11 protein-coding genes and 3 rRNA genes are annotated in these 23,546 nt (G+C 62.3%); 12 read left to right on the top strand and 2 right to left on the bottom strand.

Annotation, left to right across the window (positions count from 1 at the left end):
• Positions 1-57: 57 nt before the first annotated feature.
• From ASF98_RS09215 to rlmB, 3 genes are all read left to right on the top strand, one after another.
• Positions 58-384 carry a hypothetical protein gene (locus tag ASF98_RS09215; RefSeq protein ID WP_055800605.1) on the top strand — a complete coding sequence of 109 codons (327 nt, stop codon included), beginning with the start codon at positions 58-60 and terminating at the stop codon, positions 382-384.
• A gap of 44 nt (positions 385-428) precedes the next feature.
• Positions 429-1,898 (top strand): cysteine--tRNA ligase, encoded by a 1,470-nt coding sequence (gene cysS, locus ASF98_RS09210; RefSeq protein ID WP_055800602.1) that lies wholly within the window; start codon positions 429-431, stop codon positions 1,896-1,898.
• A 112-nt stretch (positions 1,899-2,010) separates the two neighbouring features.
• Positions 2,011-2,997, top strand: a complete 987-nt coding sequence (rlmB, locus tag ASF98_RS09205) for a 23S rRNA (guanosine(2251)-2'-O)-methyltransferase RlmB (protein ID WP_055802360.1) — start codon at positions 2,011-2,013, stop codon at positions 2,995-2,997.
• Positions 2,998-3,165: 168 nt separating this feature from the next.
• Here rlmB and ASF98_RS09200 read toward each other — a convergent pair whose 3' ends face one another.
• Positions 3,166-3,984 carry a carbon-nitrogen hydrolase family protein gene (locus ASF98_RS09200; protein WP_055800599.1) on the bottom strand — a complete coding sequence of 273 codons (819 nt, stop codon included), beginning with the start codon at positions 3,982-3,984 and terminating at the stop codon, positions 3,166-3,168.
• 128 nt (positions 3,985-4,112) lie between these two features.
• Here ASF98_RS09200 and glgX point away from each other — a divergent pair, with 128 nt between their 5' ends.
• Genes glgX through ASF98_RS09185 form a run of 3 tightly spaced genes read left to right on the top strand, consistent with a single transcriptional unit; the run spans position 4,113 to position 7,077 of the window.
• Positions 4,113-6,227 carry a glycogen debranching protein GlgX gene (glgX, locus tag ASF98_RS09195; protein ID WP_055800598.1) on the top strand — a complete coding sequence of 705 codons (2,115 nt, stop codon included), beginning with the start codon at positions 4,113-4,115 and terminating at the stop codon, positions 6,225-6,227.
• Positions 6,228-6,248: 21 nt separating this feature from the next.
• Positions 6,249-6,713 carry a ribonuclease domain-containing protein gene (locus tag ASF98_RS09190; protein ID WP_055800595.1) on the top strand — a complete coding sequence of 155 codons (465 nt, stop codon included), beginning with the start codon at positions 6,249-6,251 and terminating at the stop codon, positions 6,711-6,713.
• 7 nt (positions 6,714-6,720) lie between these two features.
• Positions 6,721-7,077 carry a barstar family protein gene (locus ASF98_RS09185; protein ID WP_055800594.1) on the top strand — a complete coding sequence of 119 codons (357 nt, stop codon included), beginning with the start codon at positions 6,721-6,723 and terminating at the stop codon, positions 7,075-7,077.
• Between the two features lie 127 nt (positions 7,078-7,204).
• On the opposite strand, the gene glgP is transcribed toward ASF98_RS09185, so the two are convergent.
• Complete coding sequence (gene glgP, locus ASF98_RS09180) at positions 7,205-9,823, bottom strand: alpha-glucan family phosphorylase (protein WP_200939336.1); 2,619 nt, start codon at positions 9,821-9,823, stop codon at positions 7,205-7,207.
• 131 nt (positions 9,824-9,954) lie between these two features.
• On the opposite strand from glgP, the gene ASF98_RS09175 reads away from it, so the two are divergent.
• From ASF98_RS09175 to rrf, 6 genes are all read left to right on the top strand, one after another.
• A complete protein-coding gene (locus tag ASF98_RS09175; RefSeq protein ID WP_055800591.1) occupies positions 9,955-12,027 on the top strand; it encodes an alpha-1,4-glucan--maltose-1-phosphate maltosyltransferase in 2,073 nt (690 codons plus the stop codon).
• Positions 12,028-12,032: 5 nt separating this feature from the next.
• Complete coding sequence (gene treS, locus ASF98_RS09170; protein WP_055800588.1) at positions 12,033-13,829, top strand: maltose alpha-D-glucosyltransferase; 1,797 nt, start codon at positions 12,033-12,035, stop codon at positions 13,827-13,829.
• 1 nt (position 13,830) lies between these two features.
• Positions 13,831-17,502, top strand: coding sequence for a 1,4-alpha-glucan branching enzyme (locus ASF98_RS09165; RefSeq protein ID WP_055800585.1), 3,672 nt, complete (start codon positions 13,831-13,833; stop codon positions 17,500-17,502).
• Positions 17,503-17,959: 457 nt separating this feature from the next.
• Positions 17,960-19,485 (top strand): 16S ribosomal RNA (locus ASF98_RS09160).
• A 538-nt stretch (positions 19,486-20,023) separates the two neighbouring features.
• Positions 20,024-23,149 (top strand): 23S ribosomal RNA (locus ASF98_RS09155).
• A gap of 221 nt (positions 23,150-23,370) precedes the next feature.
• Positions 23,371-23,487, top strand: a 5S ribosomal RNA gene (rrf, locus tag ASF98_RS09150).
• The 16S, 23S and 5S rRNA genes sit together here, the layout of an rRNA operon.
• The last annotated feature ends 59 nt before the right edge of the window (positions 23,488-23,546 follow it).

The following is a 23,546-nucleotide window of genomic DNA, read 5'->3' as shown; positions in this document are numbered from 1 at the left end:
CCTTTCGCCTAGGCTTAAGGGAGCCCTTCCTTTGCCGAACACCCCAGGAGACCCCTCGTGAACAAGCCGCTTGCCGCCGTCGTACTCGTTGCAGGGATGCTGCTGAGCGGATGCGGCACTCCGAAGATGAGCGTCGAGGAGAGCTGCAAATTCCTCAACGGGGACACGTTCGTGCCAACCGGAAACCAGCAGCAGCAGGCTGACCAGATCGCCAAGCATTACCAGGAAGTGGCGGACAAGGTAGCCCCCGAGGTTGCCGGGCCCATCCAGAAAATGGCCGACATCATGAAGAAGGTCGCGAGCACTTCACTGGGTACCAAGAGCGCCGAACAGACCGCGCAGCTGAGCGAGCAGAACAATAAGATCGGCGAAGTCTGCAAATAGCCCGGATGGGCCCCGGCGCAAAGGCCATCGGCTAATCTGGAGCGGTGACCCTGCGCTTTTACGACACAGCATCCGCCGAAGTCCGCGACTTCGTCCCTCTGATCCCGGGCAAGGTGAGCCTGTACTACTGCGGTGCGACGGTGCAGGGCCTGCCGCACGTGGGGCACATCCGGTCCGCCATCGCCTTTGACCAGCTCACCCGCTGGCTGGAGTACCGCGGTTTCCGCGTGACGGTTGTCCGCAATGTCACCGACATCGACGACAAGATCCTCGCCAAGTCCGCTCTCTCGTTTGAACCGGACTTCGAAGAAAGCCCGGATGATATCCGCGAAGAGGAGTGGTGGGCTCTGGCCTACCGCTATGAGCAGGCGTTCCTCAAGGCCTACGACACCCTGGGTGTGTCCCGTCCTACCTACGAGCCCCGCGCCACCGGTCACATTCCGGAGATGCATGCACTGATCCAGCAACTCATCGACCGCGGCCACGCCTACCCTGCCCTCGACGATTCCGGCGACGTCTATTTCGACGTCCGCTCCTGGAACCGCTACGGGTCGCTCACGCGCCAAAAGATCGATGACATGCAGGGAGCTCCCGACGCCGACCCCCGGGGGAAGAAGGACCCGAGGGACTTTGCGCTGTGGAAGGGACACAAGGAAGGCGAGCCGACGACGGCGAGTTGGGTTTCGCCCTGGGGCACCGGACGTCCGGGCTGGCACCTGGAGTGCTCGGCCATGGTCACCAAATACCTCGGCACCGAGTTCGACATCCACGGCGGCGGACTGGACCTCCGGTTCCCGCACCATGAGAACGAGATGGCCCAGTCCCAGGCGGCAGGCCACGCCTTCGCCAACTTCTGGATGCACAACGGCATGGTGACCTACCAGGGCGAAAAGATGTCCAAGTCCATCGGCAACACGGTCAGCCCCGCGGAAATGCTGGAGCTGGCTTCGCCGCGGGTGGTTCGGTACTACCTCGGCCAGGCGCAGTACCGCTCTGTCCTGGACTACCAGCCAACGTCGCTGCAGGAGGCGGCTGCCGCGGTGGAGCGGATTGACGGGTTTATCGCCCGTGCAGTGCGTACTTTGTCCGACAGTGTTGTTTCCGGCGCGGCCGAACTCCTGTTCGGCACCCATGGCCAAGTGCCTGATGCCTTCGCCGCGGCCATGGACGACGACCTCAACGTTCCGCAGGCGCTGGCGGCCCTGCACGACACCGTGCGGGCCGGGAACACTGCCCTCACTGCGGGCGACAACACAGCCGCCAGGGCAGCCCTGGATTCCGTCACCGATATGCTCCGCGTCCTGGGCCTCAACGACGTAGCGGCCCCCGCCCGGGACAACCAGGCGGACACAGCCCTGGGCGTCCTCGTCGAAGCCCAGCTTGGTGCCCGGGCACAGGCGCGGGCCACCAAGGACTGGGCGGCTTCCGACGCCATCCGGGACACCCTGACGGCGGCGGGCGTCGTTGTCGAGGACGGTCCGGACGGCGCCAGCTGGAGCCTCAAGCGCGGCTGAGCTGTGGCAGGCAGGATGTCCGACAGGGTGACAACAGGGCGCTGGGCGGGCGATTTAGCCTGAGTAAGTAGACTGGAGGTCAGACTTACTCAACAAAGCAAGGGTGAAACTCATGGCCAACAACGGTCGCCGGTCGGTCAAAGCAAAGAAGGGCCCCACTATCGGAACGGGTGGCCACGGCCGCAAAGCCCTCGAGGGCAAGGGCCCCACTCCCAAGGCGGAGGACCGCCCGTACCACAAGGCCCACAAGAACAAGCAGCTCGCCGAGCGGTCCGCCGCCAAGCGTCCGGGCGCACCCCGCGGCGCCGGTGCCCGTTCGGGCCCGAAGGGCCGTGCCACGGAGGAAGTCGTCACGGGACGCAACTCCGTCGTTGAAGCGCTGCGCGCCGGAATCCCCGCCAAGGCCCTCCACGTTGCCATCCGCATCGAAATGGACGACCGCGTCAAGGAGTCCCTCAAGCTTGCGGCCGAACGCGGCATTCCGCTGATGGAAACGGGCAAGCCGGAGCTGGACCGCATGACGGACGACGCCATCCACCAGGGACTCGTGCTGCAGATTCCGCCGTACGAGTACCAGGACGCGTACGAGCTCGCCGAGGAAACCGTCGAGAGCTGGAAGAAGGGCCACGTGTCCAACGCGCCGCTCTTCGTCGCCCTGGACGGCATCACGGACCCGCGCAACCTCGGCGCGATCATCCGGTCCGTGTCGGCTTTCAGCGGCCACGGCGTCATCGTCCCGGAACGCCGCTCGGTCGGCGTCACTGCCTCAGCCTGGAAGACCAGCGCCGGCGCAGCCGTCCGGGTTCCCGTGGCACGCGCCGCCAACCTGAACAACACGCTCAAGGCGTTCAAGAACATGGGCATCTACGTGCTCGGCCTGGACGGCGACGGCGACGTGTCGCTGCCGGACCTCAGCCTGGCCAAGGAACCCGTATGCATCGTGGTCGGCTCCGAAGGCAAGGGCCTGAGCCGCCTGGTCCGCGAAAACTGCGACCAGATCGTCTCCATCCCGATCGACTCCGCCATGGAATCGCTCAACGCCTCCATGGCAGTCGGCATCTCCCTGTACGAAGTCTCCAGGCAGCGCGCAGTCAAGTAGCAGGGCGCGGTGCGGAGTGGGCGGCACGGCCGCCATCCTCCGCGTGCTGCTCCTTCGTCGCTTTGACGCACGCTTCCGGATGCCAGCAGTGCCGCCCAACGCTCCATCACTTCCTGCAACATAACCAGAAATGCTCTCTCGCCTTCGGTGAGGGAGCATTTCTGGTTATTAGAACGCGTGGCGGTTGGCCAGGACCGGGAGCTTTGTCCGGGCATCCTTGACGACGGCGGGGTCCAGGTCAGCGAACAGCAGCCCGGTCCCGCCGTCGAGCTCTGCCAGGACCTCACCGAGCGGCGAAACGACGGCGGAGTGCCCTACTCCAGTGGGCGCGGATCCCTTGGTTTCGATGCCTTCGGTGGCGGGATCGCCTTGGCCGCAGGCCAGCACATACGTAGTCGTGTCCACGGCGCGGGCGCGTGCCAGGAGGCGCCACTGGTCGACTTTCCCGGGCCCGGACCCCCAGGAAGCACACACAATATTGGCCTCGGCGCCGCGGTCTGCATTGGCTGTGAACAGCGCCGGAAAACGGATGTCGTAGCAGGTGGCAAGGCCGAAACTAATGCCGCCGAGCTCAAAGGTCACCGCCCGAGTACCTGCCTCCACAGTGTCTGATTCGGCGAATCCAAAGGCATCGAAGAGGTGGATCTTGTCGTAGCTCGCCTCCACGCCCGGACCGGTGGCAAGCAGGGTGTTGCGCACTTTGCTCGGGCTGTCGCCGGAGCCACCACCTGACTGCCCCGGGGTGAACATGCCCGCCACGATCACGATGCCGATTTCGCCGGCAACGCCGCGCACCCGGGCAGCCCAGGGGCCGTCCAGCGGCTCGGCAATGTCCACGAGCGAATTCCCGAATGCGCGCATGGTGGCTTCGGGGAAGACCACCAATTCCGCGCCGCCTTCTTTCGCTTTGCGGGCGAATTTTTCCAAAATGTCCAGATTCGCGGAAATGTCGCGGCCTGTAACTACCTGAGCAAGTGCAACTCGCACAATTACCTCCAACGTGGCGTCTCACTTCAGTATGCAACCCAGGATGGGACGCTGAACAAGGCCAGCCCTTTTCCCGACACATTGCGGAGAATATCGGACATTTGTGTGGCACAGCTAATATTTAAGCAATGGTCATGCCACTCCTAGACACAGCCTCAACCGTGGACGCCTCCCGGCCGTTTCCACTGGGTATCAGCGTTCCGCGCACGGGCTCTCCGGCAACGGACGATCCTCAGAGTGCCTGCGCCAACGTCGCGGTTTACGCGCCCGGGGTGGCCACGCTGGAAATCGCCTACTGCGCGCCCGGCGGAACGTGGCAACTGAAGACCCTGCCGAACATCACCAACGACGTCCACCACGGCATAGTGGACGGCTTCCCGGTGGGTTCGCGCTACGGCTTCCGCTCCTCGTCCGAGGATGATGCCCTGCCGGTGTCAGTGCCAACCGTGGCTTTCGACGACGACGGCGAGCAGCCGCTGCTGCTGGACCCGTACGGCCGGGCAGTGGATCAGCGCGACGGGTTCCTCAGTAACGTGCGCATGTCCGGCGGATTCGACTGGGGCGGGGACCGGAACCCGCATGTCTCGTGGCGGAACACCATCATTTATGAAGCCCACGTCCGTGGCCAAAGCATGCTGCACCCGGACATCCCCGAGGAACTCAGGGGCACGTACGCCGGCATGGCGCACCCGGCAATGATTGAGCACCTTACCGGCCTGGGGATCACCTCGGTCCAGCTGTTGCCTGTCCATTTCCATCTGGACGAACCCCATCTCCAGAACCTGGGCATGACCAATTACTGGGGCTACAACACGGCGGCCTTTTTTGCCCCTCACCCGGCCTACGCCACCCAGGCCGCCCAGGCGGCAGGTCCGCAGGCGGTGCAGGATGAATTCAAGGGCATGGTCAAACTCCTGCACGCAGCGGGGCTGGAAGTCATCCTGGACGTTGTGTACAACCACACCGCCGAGGGCGGTCCCGACGGCCAGACGCTCAGCTTCCGCGGGCTGGGGGAGAAGCAGTACTACCGGAACGACGGCCACGGCCGGTACATCGACACCACCGGATGCGGCAACAGCCTGAACTTCGGCCACCCCCGCGTGGTCCAGCTGGTCCTCGACTCGCTGAGGTACTGGGTGGAGGAGTTCCACATCGATGGTTTCCGCTTCGACCTTGCGGTCACGCTCTGCCGCAATGCCGCGAACGACTTCGATCCGCACCACCCCTTCCTCGTGGCCATTGCCGCTGATCCGCTGCTGTCCTCCGTCAAACTGATTGCCGAGCCGTGGGATGTGGGTTACGGCGGCTGGCAGACCGGACGCTTCCCGCCCGGCTGGGTGGACTGGAACGACCACTACCGTGACGCGCTGCGCTCCTTCTGGGTCGGGGACCGGGCCGCGATCGACGCAGGCGGCCAGGGCGGTTCCGTTGCGCGCCTCGCAGATTCCATTTCCGGCTCAGCCGGCCTTTTTGCGGAATCGGGACGGTCCCGCATGGCCTCCCTCAACTTCTTCACGTCGCACGACGGTTTTACCTTGGCTGACCTCGTGTCCTATGACCGTAAACACAATGAGGCCAACGGCGAGCAGAACCGGGACGGCCACGGCGACAACCGCAGCTACAACCACGGCTTCGAGGGACCGACTGAAGATGAGGAAATCCTGGCGCTCCGGGCCCAGACCAGCCGCAACCTGATGGCCACCCTGATGGTGTCCATGGGCATCCCCATGATCACCGCGGGCGACGAGATCGGCCGCACGCAGCAGGGCAACAACAACGCTTACTGCCAGGACAACCCCATCACCTGGCTGGACTGGACCAGCACACCGGAGTCCCATGCCATGCTCCGGAGCACCAAGCGGGTCATCCGTCTGCGTAAGGAGTTCCTGGCGGGCCAGCCGCACCACTATCCCTCGCGGGACAAGCAGGCCTACCTGCACTGGTTCGACGAACACGGCAAGCCCATGTCCATGGATCGCTGGAATGATCCGCAACACCGTGTGGTCCAGCTGCTGCTCGGTTCGGACGACGGCCAGGTGGACGGACTCGTGGTGGTCAACGGCAGCGCCCATGACATCAAGATCACCCTGCCCGACATCAGCAACGACGACGGCACGGGCAAGCGGCTGTTCGAACTCCGGTTGACCACGTCGGAACTCCACGACCGCCGTCAAGGAGTCCGAGTAGCCGCCGGCGAACGCGACGTGGCGCAGTCCAACACCATCAGCATCTACCGCACGTAGGGTTCTGCAGATGGGGACGTCATGAGGGGGATGGGGAGGCTCCTGACGCTGGCTGCGGTCCTGGTGCTGCTGGTCGGCCTGGGCATGATGCTGTCCAGCACGCAGGAGAGCCCGGTCAGCCAGGGCGTTCCCACGGGTACGACGGCGGCGTCCGCGCCCACGGGTTCGACGGCGGCGTCCGCGCCCGCCGGCGACGGTTCCGGCCTGGAAGCCGTGGCGGCGTCCAGCCTGCCGCAGGAGGCACGGGAGACGCTGGACCTGATTGCCCGCGGCGGGCCCTACCCGTATTCCCGTGACGGCGCGGTTTTCAGCAACTTTGAGCGCCTGCTGCCGCGGAAGCCGAGCGGCTACTACAAGGAATTCACGGTCAGGACCCCCGGCGAACCGGACCGGGGTGCCCGCCGGATTGTCGTGGGTGAAACCGGCGAGAAATACTACACACCTGACCACTACGAATCGTTTCTTCAAATTCTGGAAGGCAAATAGAGCACGAATGAAGATTTACTCCGCTGACACCTGGACCATCGATGAGCTCCGCGAGCAGGCGTCCGACGCCGGCCGCCGGGTCCTGGTGATCCCCGCCGCCGATACGAAGAAAGCAGTGCTCCAGACGTTCGGGGAAATCCTGGATTTCCCCGAACACTACGGAGTTAACCTTGATGCCCTCAACGATTCGCTGCACGACTTCGCGGACACGGTTACGGACGATGGCAAGGATCCGCTGACGTTCATCTGGCAGGTGCCGGCCGTCTTCCGTTCGGACCGGTCGTTCGGCATCATCTGCGAAATCCTGCAGGATGCAGAGAGCTATGCGGGCAAGAGCCTGTCCGTGATCACCGTCTGCCTCTAACCGGATAACCGGACCCTCTCTCACTTCCGGTCGCTTAAAACCGGGTCGCTCCCTCACGTTTCGCGGTTAAAGACGTAACGCTCCCTCACTGTGAACCGAGTGACGGAGCGTTACAGCCGACGGCGGATCAGGCGTTGACGATGAGTCCAAGTTCCGCCCGCGAGGCGAGGGCCGGATGCTTGGGCAGCACGCGCACGGTGTAGCCGAAGGACCCGGACCGGTCGATCAGCAGTGAGCCGCTGAAGAGGTAGCGTCCCTTGCCGAGGTCCTCCTTGGGCACCAGGTCCGCCACCGTGACGTCGGCCAGTTCGTCGCTTTCCTCGGCGCGGCCGAACGCAACCTCCACGGCGACGTCGTCCGGGTCGAGGTTGTGAAGCGCGATGTAGGCGTTCACCTGCAGGGTGTCACCGATCTGGGGGTCCTCGGACACGCCAACCGAGTCGACGTGCTCCACCTGGATCTGGGGCCACGCAGCGCGGATCTGTGATGTCCAGGCTGCCAGGGACTTCGACTGGGCGAAATTGTCCGCGCCGGCCCGGCGCCCGGCGATCGCCGCGGGGCGGTAGAGGATGTTCACGTAGTCCTGCAGCATCCGCTCAGCGGAGACCGCCGGGCCCAGGTGCGCCATGGTGTGCTTGATCATCGATACCCAGTGTGTGGGCACCTTCTGCGGTCCGGGCTCCGAAGGTCCTGCCGCTCCGGCGCCGTCGGACACGGTGAGCCCGTAAAAGCGCGGAGCCACCTGCGTTTCGAGCAGCTCATACAACGCCGCAGCTTCGATATCGTCCCGTTCCTCGGGCGAGGCGTTGTTGTTGGCCGTGGGGATGGCCCAGCCGTTTTCGCCGTCGTACATCTCGTCCCACCAGCCGTCCAGCACCGAAAGGTTCAGCGAACCGTTGATGGCCGCCTTCATACCGGACGTGCCGCAGGCTTCCAGCGGGCGCAGCGGATTGTTCAGCCAGACGTCGCAGCCGGGAAAGAGCGTGCGAGCCATGGCGATGTCGTAGTTGGGCAGGAACGCGATCCGGTGGCGCACCTCGGGATCGTCGGTGAACCGGACCAGGTCCTGGATCATCTTCTTGCCTGCATCATCCGCCGGGTGGGACTTGCCGGCAATGACGATCTGGATCGGGTGCGTCGGATGCAGCAGCAGGGCTTTGAGGCGGGCTGGTTCCCGGAGCATCAGGGTAAGCCGCTTGTACGTGGGCACACGCCGGGCGAAGCCGATGGTGAGGATGTCCGGGTCCAGCACCGAATCGGTCCAGCCGAGCTCGGCGTCTGCCGCCCCGCGCTTCTTCCACGCCGCGCGAAGCCGCTTGCGGACGTCCTCCACGAGCGAGACACGCATTTCACGGCGGAGGGCCCAGACGTCCTCGTCACTGACGTTGTAGGCGAGGTCCCAGCGGCCCGTGGCTTCCGCTTCGGCGCCGAACTGGTCACGGGCCAGCTTGGAAACACGGCTGTCCACCCAGGTGGGGACGTGGACTCCGTTGGTCACGGAGGTGATGGGAACCTCCGAGTGGTCGAATCCCGGCCAGAGGGCCGAGAACATCCCACGGGACACCACGCCGTGGAGCTTCGCCACCCCGTTGGCGCGCTGTGCCAGCCGCAACCCCATTACGGCCATGTTGAACACCGCGGGATTGCCGTCTGCAAAGTTTTCGCGGCCCAAATCCAGGATCCGGGACACCGGAACGTCGGGAGCCAGTCCGGCCTCGAAGAAGTGCTGGATCTGGGACACCTCGAACCGGTCGATGCCTGCCGGGACCGGCGTGTGCGTGGTGAAGACGGTGGAGGCACGACCCGCCGCGAGGGCTTCCTCCCAGGTCAGCGGGCTGTCCGACGACATGAGCTCCTGGATGCGCTCAACGCCAAGGAATCCGGCGTGGCCCTCGTTGGTGTGGAACACCTCCGGTGCCGCGCAGCCCGTGAGGCGCTGGTAGACGCGCAGCGCCTTCACTCCGCCCATGCCCAGCAGAAGTTCCTGCTGGAGGCGGTGGTCACCGCCGCCACCGTACAGGCGGTCGGTGATGCCACGGGCGGCGTCGTCGTTGCCCGGCACGTTCGAATCGAGCAGCAGCAGCGGGACACGCCCGACGTCGGCACGCCAGATGTGTGCCAGCAGCCGGCGGCCGTGGGGGAGCGGCAGCGAGATCTGGATGGGTTTGCCGTTGCCGTCGGGGGCGTCCTCCCGGAGGAGTGTCAGCGGGAGGCCGTCCGGGTCGAGGACCGGATACGTTTCCTGCTGCCAGGCGTCCCTGGACAGGGACTGCTTGAAATAGCCGGCCTGGTAAAGCAGGCCGACGCCGATGAGCGGCACGCCGAGGTCAGATGCGGCCTTAAGGTGGTCGCCCGCCAGAATTCCCAGGCCGCCGGAATACTGCGGCAAAACTTCGGTGATTCCGAATTCCGGTGAGAAGTAGGCGATACAGGACGGGGCATCGTCACCCAGGCTCTGGTACCAGCGGGGCTGATCCAAGTAGCGGTCGAGGTCTTCAGCGGCAGCATGCACGCGCCGGACGACGTCCTGGTCCGCGGCCAGCCGCTGCAGCTCCTCGCGGCTCACCAAGCCGAGGAAACTTACGGGATCATGGGCGCTCTCATCCCAAATTGCGGGGTTCAGTCCCTCAAAAAGCTCCCTGGTAGGGCGGTGCCACGACCACCGCAGGTTAGTGGCCAATCTGGCCAGCGGCCGGATAGATTCCGGAAGTACGGTTCGGACAGTAAATCTGCGGATAGCCTTCACCTGCGTCACACTAACGGACAAGATGAGCCGCAGGAACAGGTTTTGGTTTCTTTTAGGTAAATGACGGATTGCTCGGAGAAAAACGGAAGTTCCCTTAGCAAAATGGGGGATTTCTCGATAACGTCGAGTTTGTGACGACTAATACGCGAACCAGTGCCGGATCCAGCAAAAAGCCTAAGGCCCTGATCACGGAAGGCCTGCGTTTTGGCCGGTTCCCGATCACTGCCGTGCAGCCCGTCGTGGACGGAGGTACGTTTCCAGCGAAGGCGCTCCCGGGGGAGGGGCTCGTAGTCGGAGCGACCGTATTCCGCGAAGGACACGACCAGCTCGGAGTCAGCGCGGTGCTGTTCGATCCCAAAGGCAAGGAACGCCAGCGCGTCAGGCTGGCCCCGCCGCGCGGTGACCGCGGAAAGGGCACGGACCGCTGGGAAGGCATCATCACGCCCACCGGCACGGGCAACTGGTCGTTCGCCATTGAAGCCTGGCATGACCGGTACGGGACCTGGCACCACAACGCCGAGGTTAAGGTCGAGGCAGGCATCGACGTCGAACTGATGCTGGCCGAAGGCGCGGCACTGCTTTCCCAGGCCGCCGAAGACCCGGCCCGGCCCTCCGCCGACAGGCGGACGCTCCGGACCGCCGTCGTCGTACTGTCCGACACCTCGCTCTCCCCTGAGGAGCGGCTCGCCGCCGGGTTCGGAGCAGACGTGACGGACGTCGTCGCCCGCCAGCCCATCCGTGAACTCGTCACGGTTTCGGAGCGCTTCCCGCTCCTGGTGGAACGCGATCTGGCCGGCCGCGGTGCCTGGTATGAATTCTTCCCCCGTTCGGAGGGAGCCGTCCGCAACCACGAAACCGGAGAATGGCAGTCCGGCACCTTCCAGACGGCAGCCAAGCGGCTCGACGCCGTCGCGGAAATGGGCTTCGACGTCATCTACATGCCGCCCATCCACCCGATCGGCATCCAGCACCGCAAGGGGCCCAACAACACACTCATTGCCGGACCGCACGATCCCGGATCACCCTGGGCCATCGGCGCCAAGGAAGGCGGACATGACGCCATCCATCCGGACCTCGGCACGTTCGAGGACTTCGACGCGTTCGTGGCGCGGGCCCGGGATCTCGGCCTCGAGGTTGCCTTGGACCTGGCGCTTCAGGCGGCTCCGGACCACCCCTGGGTGACATCGAACCCGGAATGGTTCACGACCCGCGTGGACGGCAGCATTGCCTACGCGGAGAATCCGCCGAAGAAGTACCAGGACATCTTCCCGCTGAACTTCGACAACGATCCCGAAGGCCTGTCCAAGGAAATCCTCCGTATCGTGCTGCTCTGGGTCAGCCACGGCGTCAAGATCTTCCGGGTGGACAACCCGCACACCAAGCCCGTGTGGTTCTGGGAGTGGCTGATCGCCAAGGTCAACAAGAAACACCCCGACGTCGTTTTCCTCGCCGAGGCCTTCACCCGACCGGCCATGATGCACGCCCTGGGACGTGCCGGTTTCCAGCAGTCCTACACGTACTTCACCTGGCGGAACACCAAGAAGGAACTGGAGGAGTACTTCGCCGAGGTCAGCCAGAAGTCCCCGGCCTATTTCCGTCCGAACTTCTTCGTGAACACCCCGGACATCCTTACCGAATACCTTCAGTTCGGCGGTCCCGCCGCGTTCAAGATCCGTGCCGCGCTCGCAGCGACGGCCAGCCCGCTGTGGGGCGTCTATGCCGGTTACGAACTTTACGAGCATGTGGCCCGGCCCGGCGCCGAGGAATACATCGACAACGAAAAGTTCGAATACAAGGCACGGGACTGGGACGCCGCTGCCGAATCCGGCCGGACCCTCGCTCCGTACCTGACCAGGCTCAATGAAATCCGCCATACCCACCCCGCCTTGGGCGATCTCCAGAACCTGACGCTGCACCACAGCACCGACGACGCCACGATTGTCTACTCGAAGCACAAGACGCTGCCCGACGGCACCAAGGACACCCTGATCATCGTGGTGAACGTGGATCCGCACAGCACCCGGGAGAGCACCGTTTCCCTGGATCTGGCTGCACTCGAACTCGACCCGGCTGACCTGACGCACAACGGTGGCTTCAGGGTGGATGATTTGCTGACCGGCGAGAGCTGGGAATGGGGCGAATACAACTACGTGCGGCTTGATGCCCACGTGGAGCCGGCACACATCCTGAACATCCGGAGGTAGCATACGTGAGTTTCAGTCCGCAGAACCCGAGCCAGCATTTCACCCCCAAGGGCACGTTCGAGCTCAACGCCCCTGGCCTGCAACACGATCCCCTGTGGTACCGCAAAGCAGTGTTCTACGAAGTCCTGGTCCGTGGCTTTGCTGACGGAAACGGTGACGGTTCCGGCGACTTCCACGGGCTCATCGAGAAACTGGACTACCTCCAGTGGCTCGGCGTCGACTGCCTGTGGCTGCCGCCGTTCTTCCAGTCTCCGCTCCGCGACGGCGGCTATGACATCTCGGACTACAACTCGGTCCTGGACGAGTTCGGCACCATCAGCGACTTCAAGCGCCTCGTTGCCGAGGCCCACGCCCGGGGCGTCCGTGTCATCATCGACCTGCCGCTGAACCACACATCGGACCAGCACCCGTGGTTCCAGGAGTCCCGCAAGGACCCCGACGGGCCCTTCGGCGACTTCTATGTCTGGAGCGACACGGACGAGAAGTACCAGGACGCCCGCATCATCTTCGTGGACACGGAGGAATCCAACTGGACCTTCGATCCCATCCGGCGGCAGTTCTTCTGGCACCGGTTCTTCAGCCACCAGCCTGACCTGAACTTTGAGAACCCCAAGGTCATCGACGCCCTTTTCGACGTCGTCCGGTTCTGGCTGGACCAGGGCATTGACGGTTTCCGCGCGGACGCCATCCCGTACCTCTTCGAGGAAGAGGGAACCAACTGCGAAAACCTGCCCGCCACCCACGATTTCCTGCGTGCATTGCGGAAAATGGTGGACGAGAACTACCCCGGCAGGGTCATCATCGCCGAGGCCAACCAGCCGCCGGTCGAGGTGGTGGAGTACTTCGGGACCGAAGAGGAACCCGAATGCCACATGGCCTTCCACTTCCCCATCATGCCGCGGCTCTACTATGCGCTGCGGGACCAGAAGGCGGCACCCATCATCGAGACGATGAAGGAAACGCCGGACATTCCGGAAGGGGCCCAATGGGGCACTTTCCTGCGGAACCACGATGAACTCACCCTGGAAATGGTCACCGCCGACGAGCGCGCGGCCATGCTGGGCTGGTATGCGCCGGACCCCCGCATGCGTGCCAACATCGGCATCCGCCGCAGGCTGGCACCGCTGCTGGACAATTCCCGGTCCGAGATTGAGCTGATCAACGCCCTGCTGCTTTCGCTACCAGGAAGCCCGTTCCTGTACTACGGGGATGAAATCGGCATGGGCGACAACATCTGGCTGGAAGACCGCGACGCCGTCCGCACACCCATGCAGTGGAACCCGGACCGCAACGCGGGCTTCTCGCACGCTGATCCGGGCAAGCTCTACCTGCCGGTCATCCAGTCGCTCGTGTACAACTACGGCATGGCCAACGTGGAAGCGGAGGCCGCGCATTCCGGGTCACTGCTGAGATGGACCCGGCAGATCCTCAGCGTCCGGAAGAACCACCCCGCATTCGGGCTGGGCGCCTTCAAGCACGTGGAAGCAGATCACGACGTCGTCCTTGCCTACCTGCGGGAGCTGTCCCCTGACAACTCGGCGGGAGAGGACGCCGAGTCGATACTCTGCGCCTTCAACCTGTCGCAGCACCCCGTGGCCACCACATTGCGACTTCCGCAGTATGCCGGCCGCGGCCTCCGTGACGTTTTCGGCGGCCAGCCGTTCCCGGCCATCGGCGACGACGGCCGGCTCACGCTGACGCTGGGGAGCCACGATTTCTTCTGGCTGCGGATTCGTTCGGCCGCGTCCAACCCGGCGTCGCCGTTTACCCAGGCCCTCCCGGTCCTGTCCATCGAAGGCTGAAATGACCCAATCCACACTCAATCCCTCCCTCTCTGAACTGCTCCGGGCCTGGCTCCCGCGCCAGCGCTGGTTCCCGGTCAAGACAGGCGACTTCACGCTGTCTCCTGCCGGTGGTGTGCGCCTGGACGACGGCAGCGGCGAGGTGGGCATTGAGGTGTTCCTCGCGGCGGTCACGTACCCCACGGCCGACGGCGGCAGCCGCACCGACGTCGTGCAGGTCCCGCTCAGCTACCGGGTTGAGCCACTGCCCGGCAAGGAAGCGGCCTTGGTGGGCGAGGGTGGCGACGCCGCCCGGGGGCGCCGGTGGATCTACGATGGCGTCCATGACCCGGTATTTGTGTCGGCCTGGCTGGAATTGATGCGAAGCGGAGGTACTTCGGCGGAAGGGAACGCCGTTGGCCACCTGGTGCCTTCCGACTATCCGCTGCCGACGGCCACCGGGACCGTAAAGGTCCTCTCCGGTGAGCAGTCAAACAGTTCGGTGATAGTGGACGACGGCGGCTCTGCAGCGATCGTCAAATTCTTCCGCGTGCTGTCCGAGGGACGGAACCCGGAAGTGGAAATCGGCGCTGCCCTCACGCAGGCAAGGACGTCGGAGGTTCCGGCCACTCTCGGCTGGGTCACGGGGGAGTGGCAAGCCCCGCAAGGCGGTGCCGAAGACAAGCCGCGGACTGTTCAGGGTGAACTCGCGGTAGCGCATGAGTTCCTGGCTGGCGGCCGTGACGCCTGGCGGCTGGCCGTTGATGCCGCAAGTTCCGGCACGGACTTCTCTGCCGAGGCCCATTCCTTGGGCGTGGCGACTGCGACTGTGCACCGGCGCCTGGCCGAGGCGCTGGGCCTTGCCGCGGAATCCGCACCGGGAGAGGACATCGCCCCCGGAGTAGCCCAGCGCGTCCGGCAGTCCTGGACGGAAGCAGGTCCCGCCGTCGGGCAGTATGACGACGCCCTGGCCGGCCTGCTCAATCAGCTTGAAGGCAGCAACGCCGGTGCGCTGCAGCGGATCCATGGCGACCTTCACCTGGGACAGATCCTGCAGGTGCCGGGCCGTCCGGGGGAGCAGGAACGCTGGGCCATCCTGGACTTCGAAGGCGAACCTCTAAGGCCCATCGCGGAACGCAACTTCCCGGACGTGCCGCTGCGGGACGTCGTCGGCATGCTGCGGTCCTTCGACTACGCCGCCGGCGCCGCCGAACGCGAGCGGGAGGGCATCCATGTCCCCGCTTCGTGGGTGGACGACTGCGCCGAAGCGTTCCTGGCGGGGTACGGCGAAATTACGCCCGGGACCATTGACCGCGGCTCGCCCTTGTTTGTGGCATTGTGGCTGGACAAGGCGTTGTATGAAGTTGTCTATGAGTTGCGCAACAGGCCCGGATGGCTGGACATTCCGGTAAATGCTTCACGGCGTCTCCTCAGCAGTACAGGCTCCGGCGCTTCAGCCGCAGCCGCAGCGGAAGGTAACAAAATGACAGGCTCAGCACGTACAGATCGGCCCGCGCCTCTTCAGGTGGACCCGGAGACGCTTTCGAGGGTGGCATCAGGCGAATACCACGCCCCGCACTCCGTCCTGGGCGCACACCTTGACGACCACGGCCATGTCACCGTCCGCACCGTCAAGCACCTGGCATCGGCTGTGTCGGTTGTGACCGCCGCCGGCTCGGTGCCCATGACGCATGAATCCAATGGCGTGTGGGCCGCCGTGCTCGAACCCCTTCAGCCGGGCCATGTCCCCGACTACCGTCTGGAAGTCACCTACGAGGGAGTGCCCCCGCAGGCCACGGACGATCCGTACCACTACCTGCCCACAGTCGGGGAGGTAGACCTGCACCTGATCGGCGAAGGCCGCCACGAGAAACTGTGGGAAGTACTGGGCGCGCACGTCCAGCACTACAAGTCGGCCCTCGGCGACGTGGACGGCGTCTCGTTCGCGGTATGGGCACCCAATGCACAGGCCGTCAGGATCAAGGGCGACTTCAACGCCTGGGACGGTCGGGAGAACTCGATGCGTTCGCTGGGCTCATCAGGGGTCTGGGAACTCTTTATCCCGGGTGTTTTAGCAGGGGCGTGCTACAAGTTCGAAATCAAGACCAAAGCGGGCCACTGGGTGGAGAAAGCCGATCCCCTGGCATTCGGAACCGAAGTCCCGCCGCTCACCGCGTCACGCGTGGTTGAGTCGGCATACGCCTTCAAGGACGAGGAGTGGATGACGGCCCGCGCTGCGCGGGATCCGCACAATTCGCCCATGAGCGTATACGAGGTCCACCTTGGCTCCTGGCGCCTCGGACTGGGCTACCGCGAACTGGCCAAGGAGCTGGTGGAGTACGTCAAGTGGCTCGGTTTCACCCACGTGGAGTTCATGCCCGTGGCCGAACACCCCTTCGGCGGCTCGTGGGGCTACCAAGTCACGTCCTACTTCGCGCCCACGTCAAGGTTCGGCCACCCGGACGAATTCAGGTTCCTCGTGGACGCGCTGCACCAGGCGGGCATTGGCGTCCTGCTTGACTGGGTGCCGGCGCACTTCCCCAAGGACGCCTGGGCCCTTGCCCAGTTCGACGGTGAGGCCCTGTACGAGCATGCCGACCCGAACCTCGGCGAGCACCCGGACTGGGGCACGCTGATCTTCGACTTCGGCCGGACGGAAGTCCGCAACTTCCTGGTCTCCAACGCGCTTTACTGGCTCGACGAGTTCCACATTGACGGTCTGCGCGTGGACGCCGTGGCGTCGATGTTGTACCTCGACTACTCCCGTGAGGAAGGGCAGTGGCAGCCCAACAGGTATGGCGGCCGCGAGAACCTTGAAGCGATCTCGTTCCTGCAGGAGGCCAACGCCACGGTATACAAGACCCACCCGGGTGCCGTGATGATCGCGGAGGAATCAACGGCGTTCCCCGGGGTGACAGCCCCGACAAGTGTTGGCGGCCTGGGCTTCGGCCTGAAGTGGAACATGGGCTGGATGCATGACTCGCTCAAGTACGCCTCCGAGGACCCGGTAAACCGCAAGTGGCACCACGGAACCGTGACGTTCTCAATGGTCTACGCCTTCACAGAGAACTTCCTCCTGCCCATCAGCCACGACGAGGTTGTGCACGGCAAGGGCTCCATGCTCCGGAAGATGCCCGGTGACCGCTGGCAGCAGCTGGCCAACCTCCGCGCATTCCTCGCGTACCAGTGGGCCCACCCCGGCAAGCAGCTGATCTTTATGGGTACTGAATTCGGCCAAGAGGCTGAATGGTCCGAACAGCACGGCCTGGACTGGTACCTGGCGGACATCCCGGCACACCGTGGCGTCCAGTTGCTCACCAAGGAATTGAACGAGCTCTACGCGTCGACCCCCGCACTTTATGAGCGGGACAACGAACCGGGCGGCTTCCAGTGGATCAACGGCGGCGACGCCGACCGCAACGTCCTGTCGTTCATCCGGTGGGACAAGGATGGCAACCCGCTGGTGTGCGCCATCAACTTCTCCGGCGGCCCGCACCAGGGCTACACCCTGGGGGTTCCTGTGGCCGGCGCCTGGCAGGAGGTCCTCAACACCGACGACTCCAGCTACGGCGGATCCGGCGTGCTGAACCAGGGTGCGCTCGCTGCCACGACCGAGGGGCAGGACGGCCAGCCGGCGACGCTGACCGTCACGTTGCCTCCGTTGGGTGCTGCATTCTTCAAGCCAGCCGGCTAACGCTGACGGCAGGTGCTACCGAAAGCCCCGGATCCTTGGGATCCGGGGCTTTTTTGGCCCTCAATTCGGGCCGCTTTGTATCCTCGCAAAAGTGGTGGTAGAGTTTATTTCCGCGCTGCTCCCCGGAGTTGGCCAGCAAAGACTACACGGAATGCCACAGGCAAAGTGAGTCGGGATGGCCGATTTGACTCGGGTGAAGCAAGCGGGTAAGTTTGGAAAGTTGCTCCGGAGCGATCCGCGACCAGAAGTTGGTTGTGGTGGTGCCGGGTGTGTCTGTTGTTTGAGAACTCAATAGTGTGCCAAGTTTGTTGATACCAATTTATTTATATGGATTGGTTGAATTGACTGGATCCGCCACCCCGTGGTGTGGTCTGGTTTTTACAGCTGGTTTCAAATTTTGCAGCTTTTTTCTTCCGTTTTCCCGGGGGTTTTGAGTTGTGTTCGTTTTTGTTTTACTTCAACGGAGAGTTTGATCCTGGCTCAGGATGAACGCTGGCGGCGTGCTTAACACATGCAAGTCGAACGATGACCTCCAGCTTGCTGGGGTGATTAGTGGCGAACGGGTGAGTAACACGTGAGTAACCTGCCCTTAACTCTGGGATAAGCCTGGGAAACTGGGTCTAATACCGGATATGACTCCTCATCGCATGGTGGGGGGTGGAAAGCTTTTTGTGGTTTTGGATGGACTCGCGGCCTATCAGCTTGTTGGTGAGGTAATGGCTCACCAAGGCGACGACGGGTAGCCGGCCTGAGAGGGTGACCGGCCACACTGGGACTGAGACACGGCCCAGACTCCTACGGGAGGCAGCAGTGGGGAATATTGCACAATGGGCGAAAGCCTGATGCAGCGACGCCGCGTGAGGGATGACGGCCTTCGGGTTGTAAACCTCTTTCAGTAGGGAAGAAGCGAAAGTGACGGTACCTGCAGAAGAAGCGCCGGCTAACTACGTGCCAGCAGCCGCGGTAATACGTAGGGCGCAAGCGTTATCCGGAATTATTGGGCGTAAAGAGCTCGTAGGCGGTTTGTCGCGTCTGCCGTGAAAGTCCGGGGCTCAACTCCGGATCTGCGGTGGGTACGGGCAGACTAGAGTGATGTAGGGGAGACTGGAATTCCTGGTGTAGCGGTGAAATGCGCAGATATCAGGAGGAACACCGATGGCGAAGGCAGGTCTCTGGGCATTAACTGACGCTGAGGAGCGAAAGCATGGGGAGCGAACAGGATTAGATACCCTGGTAGTCCATGCCGTAAACGTTGGGCACTAGGTGTGGGGGACATTCCACGTTTTCCGCGCCGTAGCTAACGCATTAAGTGCCCCGCCTGGGGAGTACGGCCGCAAGGCTAAAACTCAAAGGAATTGACGGGGGCCCGCACAAGCGGCGGAGCATGCGGATTAATTCGATGCAACGCGAAGAACCTTACCAAGGCTTGACATGGGCCGGACCGGGCTGGAAACAGTCCTTCCCCTTTGGGGCCGGTTCACAGGTGGTGCATGGTTGTCGTCAGCTCGTGTCGTGAGATGTTGGGTTAAGTCCCGCAACGAGCGCAACCCTCGTTCCATGTTGCCAGCGCGTAATGGCGGGGACTCATGGGAGACTGCCGGGGTCAACTCGGAGGAAGGTGGGGACGACGTCAAATCATCATGCCCCTTATGTCTTGGGCTTCACGCATGCTACAATGGCCGGTACAAAGGGTTGCGATACTGTGAGGTGGAGCTAATCCCAAAAAGCCGGTCTCAGTTCGGATTGGGGTCTGCAACTCGACCCCATGAAGTCGGAGTCGCTAGTAATCGCAGATCAGCAACGCTGCGGTGAATACGTTCCCGGGCCTTGTACACACCGCCCGTCAAGTCACGAAAGTTGGTAACACCCGAAGCCGGTGGCCTAACCCCTTGTGGGAGGGAGCTGTCGAAGGTGGGACTGGCGATTGGGACTAAGTCGTAACAAGGTAGCCGTACCGGAAGGTGCGGCTGGATCACCTCCTTTCTAAGGAGCACCTACAGCCACCGTGCCCCGTGTATGCGGGTGTGGCGGGGTTGTCAGGAGTATATGCCCGTTGCGCAGACGYAAGTTCTGCGGCGGGTGCTCACGGGTGGAATATCAACAAATAGCGGCCGCCGGTTTTTTCCCTGCGCCTAGTACGGACCCTCGCTGTGAGTAATTGCGGCGGGTGTGTCCTGGAACGGTGCGGGGGATGGGAGTGGTGGTTTAGTGTTTGGCACACTGTTGGGTCCTGAGGCAACAGGACCGGGTGCTGCGGCTTTTTGGCTGCGGTGGTTCGGTGCTTGTTTGTTTCTGGTTTCCTGGCTGCACCGATCGCATGGTTGCTTTGTCCCTTTTGTGGGGGCGGGTGTGTGTGGGGTGTGTGGTACGGGGTTGTTGTTTGAGAACTACATAGTGGACGCGAGCATCTTTTATAAGAAGCAATTTCCAAGAATATGAACCTGGATCTGTTGTGCTGTCTTTCGGGATGGTGCAGTGGTTTCTGTGGTTCTCTCGAAAATTAGTTTTTTTGATCTTTTGTGGTCAAGTTTTTAAGAGCACACGGTGGATGCCTTGGCATTAGGAGCCGAAGAAGGACGTAGGAATCTGCGATAAGCCTGGGGGAGTCGATAACCGGACTGTGATCCCAGGGTGTCCGAATGGGGAAACCCCGCCAGGGGCGCGAGCTGCCTGGTGACCCGCATCTGAACACATAGGGTGCGTGGAGGGAACGCGGGGAAGTGAAACATCTCAGTACCCGCAGGAAGAGAAAACAATAGTGATTCCGTCAGTAGTGGCGAGCGAACGCGGATCAGGCTAAACCGTTCCATGTGTGATAGCCGGCGGGCGTTGCATGGTCGGGGTTGCGGGACTTCCCGTGCTGGTTCTGCCGGACCAGCGAGGTGTGATGTGCAGGCATAGGTGAACGGTCTTGAAAGGCCGGCCAGAGAGGGTGTGAGCCCCGTAACCGTAATGTTGTGTACCGCCTGGGAAGTATCCCAAGTAGCACGGGGCCCGAGAAATCCCGTGCGAATCTGTCAGGACCACCTGATAAGCCTAAATACTCCCTAATGACCGATAGCGGACCAGTACCGTGAGGGAAAGGTGAAAAGTACCCCGGGAGGGGAGTGAAACAGTACCTGAAACCGTGTGCTTACAATCCGTCGGAGCCAGTCTGATTCTGGTGACGGCGTGCCTTTTGAAGAATGAGCCTGCGAGTTAGTGTTACGTCGCGAGGTTAACCCGTGTGGGGCAGCCGTAGCGAAAGCGAGTCTGAATAGGGCGTTGCAGTGGCGTGATCTAGACCCGAAGCGAAGTGATCTACCCATGGCCAGGTTGAAGCGACGGTAAGACGTCGTGGAGGACCGAACCCACTTCAGTTGAAAATGGAGGGGATGAGCTGTGGGTAGGGGTGAAAGGCCAATCAAACTTCGTGATAGCTGGTTCTCCCCGAAATGCATTTAGGTGCAGCGTTGCGTGTTTCTTACCGGAGGTAGAGCTACTGGATGGCTAATGGGCCCTACAAGGTTACTGACGTCAGCCAAACTCCGAATGCCGGTAAGTGAGAGCGCAGCAGTGAGACTGTGGGGGATAAGCTTCATAGTCGAGAGGGAAACAGCCCAGACCACCAACTAAGGCCCCTAAGCGTGTGCTAAGTGGGAAAGGATGTGGAGTTGCGAAGACAACCAGGAGGTTGGCTTAGAAGCAGCCATCCTTAAAAGAGTGCGTAATAGCTCACTGGTCAAGTGATTCCGCGCCGACAATGTAGCGGGGCTCAAGTACACCGCCGAAGTTGTGGCATTCACATTTTATCCAAGCCTTTGTGGTTCAGGAGTGTGGATGGGTAGGGGAGCGTCGTGTGGGCAGTGAAGTCGCGGTGTAAACCAGCGGTGGAGCCTACACGAGTGAGAATGCAGGCATGAGTAGCGAAAGACGGGTGAGAAACCCGTCCGCCGAATGATCAAGGGTTCCAGGGTCAAGCTAATCTGCCCTGGGTAAGTCGGGACCTAAGGCGAGGCCGACAGGCGTAGTCGATGGACAACGGGTTGATATTCCCGTACCGGCGAAAAACCGCCCATGCTGAACAGGGGATACTAACTGCCCGAAGCCTGCCCGATCACCCTTGTGGTGTGAGGGTTTTGGTGGAGCGCGGGACCTGATCCTGGGAGGTAAGCGTATTAACAGGTGTGACGCAGGAAGGTAGCCGAGCCGGGCGATGGTTGTCCCGGTCCAAGGATGTAGGGCGAACGGTAGGCAAATCCGCCGTTCATGATGCCTGAGACCTGACGGGACCCCCGTATGGGGGGATTCGGTGATCCTATGCTGCCTAGAAAAGCATCGACGCGAGGTTTTAGCCGCCCGTACCCCAAACCGACACAGGTGATCAGGTAGAGAATACTAAGGCGATCGAGAGAATTATGGTTAAGGAACTCGGCAAAATGCCCCCGTAACTTCGGGAGAAGGGGGGCCCCAACCTTGAACACCACATGCTGGTGGGAGGGGATCGGGGCCGCAGAGACCAGGGGGAAGCGACTGTTTACTAAAAACACAGGTCCGTGCGAAGTCGCAAGACGATGTATACGGACTGACTCCTGCCCGGTGCTGGAAGGTTAAGAGGACCGGTTAGCCGCAAGGCGAAGCTGAGAATTTAAGCCCCAGTAAACGGCGGTGGTAACTATAACCATCCTAAGGTAGCGAAATTCCTTGTCGGGTAAGTTCCGACCTGCACGAATGGAGTAACGACTTCCCCGCTGTCTCAACCATAAACTCGGCGAAATTGCAGTACGAGTAAAGATGCTCGTTACGCGCAGCAGGACGGAAAGACCCCGAGACCTTTACTATAGTTTGGTATTGGTGTTCGGAGTGGCTTGTGTAGGATAGGTGGGAGACGTTGAAGCCCGGACGCCAGTTCGGGTGGAGTCATCGTTGAAATACCACTCTGGTCACTTTGGACATCTAACTTCGGCCCGTAATCCGGGTCAGGGACAGTGCCTGATGGGTAGTTTAACTGGGGCGGTTGCCTCCTAAAAAGTAACGGAGGCGCCCAAAGGTTCCCTCAGCCTGGTTGGCAATCAGGTGTCGAGTGTAAGTGCACAAGGGAGCTTGACTGTGAGAGAGACATCTCGAGCAGGGACGAAAGTCGGGACTAGTGATCCGGCGGTACATTGTGGAATGGCCGTCGCTCAACGGATAAAAGGTACCTCGGGGATAACAGGCTGATCTTGCCCAAGAGTCCATATCGACGGCATGGTTTGGCACCTCGATGTCGGCTCGTCGCATCCTGGGGCTGGAGTAGGTCCCAAGGGTTGGGCTGTTCGCCCATTAAAGCGGTACGCGAGCTGGGTTTAGAACGTCGTGAGACAGTTCGGTCCCTATCCGCTGCGCGCGCAGGAAATTTGAGAAGGGCTGTCCTTAGTACGAGAGGACCGGGACGGACGAACCTCTGGTGTGTCAGTTGTACTGCCAAGTGCACCGCTGATTAGCTACGTTCGGATGGGATAACCGCTGAAAGCATCTAAGCGGGAAGCTCGCTTCGAGATGAGATTTCCATACACCTTGTGTGTGAGAGGCCCCCAGCCAGACCACTGGGTTGATAGGCCGGATGTGGAAGCGAGGACTAACGACTCGTGAAGCTGACCGGTACTAATAGGCCGATAACTTACACCACACACCATTGGTGAACCCGATTCAAAAGGGGTTCACACCAAACAATGGTACGAAGATAACAAGACTGCTTGCGTCCACTATGTGGTTCCCAACCAACAAACCCGTTGCGTTCAGGAATCAACAATAAAATAACAACACCACAACTGCCTTAACCGGCAGAACACATGTTGTAACCACAGTTTTCCCGCCCCGGACCACACGTCCAGGGCGCGGAGCAAGGGTTACGGCGGTCATAGCGTGGGGGAAACGCCCGGTCCCATTCCGAACCCGGAAGCTAAGACCCACAGCGCCGATGGTACTGCACCCGGGAGGGTGTGGGAGAGTAGGTCACCGCCGGAACACCATTCAGGTCGAGAGCCCCAACCACACGGTTGGGGCTCTCCCGCATTTAAACCACC

Origin of the sequence: Arthrobacter sp. Leaf337, assembly GCF_001423745.1 — a bacterium.
GTDB lineage: Bacteria > Actinomycetota > Actinomycetes > Actinomycetales > Micrococcaceae > Arthrobacter.
Note: the sequence above shows the minus strand (reverse complement) of the source record. Positions and strands in the feature narration are given on the sequence as shown.